Annotated in this window: 2 protein-coding genes; one reads left to right on the forward strand and one right to left on the reverse strand. The window is 72.6% G+C overall.

Annotated elements, in window-relative coordinates; translation table 11 throughout:
• Window positions 1-299: 299 nt before the first annotated feature.
• The gene (locus tag ACFWY6_RS45205) at window positions 300-893 is read right to left on the reverse strand and encodes a TetR/AcrR family transcriptional regulator (RefSeq protein ID WP_384703703.1); all 594 of its coding nucleotides are present in this window, start codon (window positions 891-893) and stop codon (window positions 300-302) included.
• A 136-nt stretch (window positions 894-1,029) separates the two neighbouring features.
• On the opposite strand from ACFWY6_RS45205, the gene ACFWY6_RS45210 reads away from it, so the two are divergent.
• Complete coding sequence (locus tag ACFWY6_RS45210; protein ID WP_384703706.1) at window positions 1,030-1,932, forward strand: TIGR03620 family F420-dependent LLM class oxidoreductase; 903 nt, start codon at window positions 1,030-1,032, stop codon at window positions 1,930-1,932.
• Window positions 1,933-2,054 lie beyond the last annotated feature (122 nt).

Consider the following 2,054-nt stretch of genomic DNA (forward strand, 5'->3'; position numbering starts at 1 on the left):
GCTCCGGGGTGGGGGTTGGTGTCAGGGGGTGTGGGTCGCGGACGGGGTTGGGAGGGGGTCTGGCTGGGTTGGGTCGGTTTGTGGTGTCGGTGTCGTGTGGTGTGTTGCTCCGGGGTGGGGGTTGGTGTCAGGGGGTGTGGGTCGCGGACGGGGTTGGGGTCGGGAGGGGGTCTGGCTGGGTCGGGTCCGTTTGCGGCGTCGGCGTCGCGCGGTGCATTGCTTCGGAGCCGGAGCCGGAGCCGGAGCCGGAGCCGGAGCCGGAGCCGGAGCCGGAGCCGGAGCCGGAGCCGGAGCCGGTGTCAGGAGGCGTGGATCGCGGACAGTGCCAGGGCCAGGAGGCGGTCCGGCTGGGTCGGGTCCGTTGGTGAGTGGGGGGTGGAAACGGCGATGCCCACCACCAGTTGGATCATGTCGGCGGTGAGCAGGTCCTTGCGGGCCGTGCCCTCCGTCTGGGCCCGGGTCAGCAGGCTCGACGCGGTGTCGTGGATGCGCTGGTGGCAGTCGAAGCCCAGGGCGTCCGGGGTCTCCAGCTCCTCGATCAGCAAGGCGCCGCCCAGGCCCTGGTTCACGCGCGCGTGCGCCAGGAACGCGCGGAGCCAGTCGTCCAGGGCGTCGTCCGCGGAGTCCGCGGCCAGGAGTTCGTCGGTGCGGCCGCACAGTGCCTCCACGCGGTCCTTGAGCACCGCCGTCAGGAGCGCGGCACGGCTGGGGAAGTGCCGGTAGAGCGTGCCGGGGCCCACCCCCGCGCGGCGGGCGATCTCGTTCAGCGACGCCTCGGGGCCCGCCTCCGCGTACGCCTCCCGCGCCGCCTCCAAGATCCGCTCGCGGTTCCTGCGCGCGTCCGCGCGGGGCTGTCTCGCGGCCCCGCGTGCCCTGGTGTCGTCGTCAGCCATGGCCCCATCCTCTCCTCCCGCGCGGAGCGTTCCCGGCCGACCGGTACTAGCTATGCGGAGAACTTCTCCGTATCGTAGCGGCCGATCAGATCCGGAGAGGTTCTCCGGATTACGGATGATGGTCAGGGGAGTGCGGATGACCGGTTCGCCGGGACGTGTTGGTATCTGGACCTTCGACTTCGAAGGGCACCCCGCCGGGCGGGTGCGTGAAGCGGCGGCGGAGATCGAGGAGTTGGGGTACGGGGCGATCTGGTACGGGGAGGCGTTCGGGCGGGACGCGGTGGGGCAGGCGTGGCTGCTCCTCGGGGCGACGCGGCGCATCGTCGTCGCGTCCGGCATCGCCAACATCGCCTTCCGGGAGCCGCTCGCCATGGCGACGGCGGAGCGCACCCTGGGGGAGGCGTTCCCGGGGCGCTATCTCCTGGGCCTCGGTGGCCACCGGGTCGACGACACCGTCCCCGAAGTGGACGGCTTCCCCATCCCCACACGCGGCAAGGCGTTGACGACCATGCGCCGCTATCTGGACGCGATGGACGCCGCCCCCGTGAACGGCCCTGTCCCCGACCCCGCGCCCCGCCGGGTCCTCGCAGCCCTCGGCCCCAAGATGCTGGGGCTCGCGGCGGAACGCACCTGGGGCGCCCACCCCTACTTCGTGACCGTCGAGCACACCGCGCTGGCGCGCAAGATCATGGGGCCGGACGCGTTCCTGGGCGTCGAGCAGGCCGTCGTACTGGACACGGACATCGAGCGGGCCCGCGAAGTGGCCGCCCAGCATGTCGCGGGCTACATCGCCAACGCTCCCCACCAGGCCGCGAACGTACGACGGATGGGCTTCGGCGACGAGGACACGGTGGGCGGGCCGAGCCGTCGCCTGGTCGACGCGATCGTCGCCTACGGAGATGTCGACGCCCTCCACGCGCGCGTGGAGCAACATTTCGCGGCCGGCGCGGACCACGTCTGCGTACAGGTGCTCACCGGTGAACCCGGTGCGCTGCCGCTGCCTCAGTGGCGCGAGCTCGCCCCCGCGCTTGCTGGATGACGGGTACTAGGCGCTCCGCGGGAAGCGCCAGGTGGGTGCCGTCCGTCGACTGCGGCTCTGCCGTGGCTGGGTGCGCCCACGCGGCGGAGCCGCACATGTCCCAGCCCCGCGCCCCTTCGGGG

The sequence above is a fragment of the Streptomyces sp. NPDC059037 genome (genome assembly GCF_042740015.1).
GTDB lineage: Bacteria > Actinomycetota > Actinomycetes > Streptomycetales > Streptomycetaceae > Streptomyces.

Coding starts and splice junctions, on each gene's coding strand:
- ACFWY6_RS45210 (WP_384703706.1), top strand. CDS start 1,030: ATGACCGGTTCGCCGGGACGTGTTGGTATCTGGACCTTCGACTTCGAA.
- ACFWY6_RS45205 (WP_384703703.1), bottom strand. CDS start 893: ATGGCTGACGACGACACCAGGGCACGCGGGGCCGCGAGACAGCCCCGC.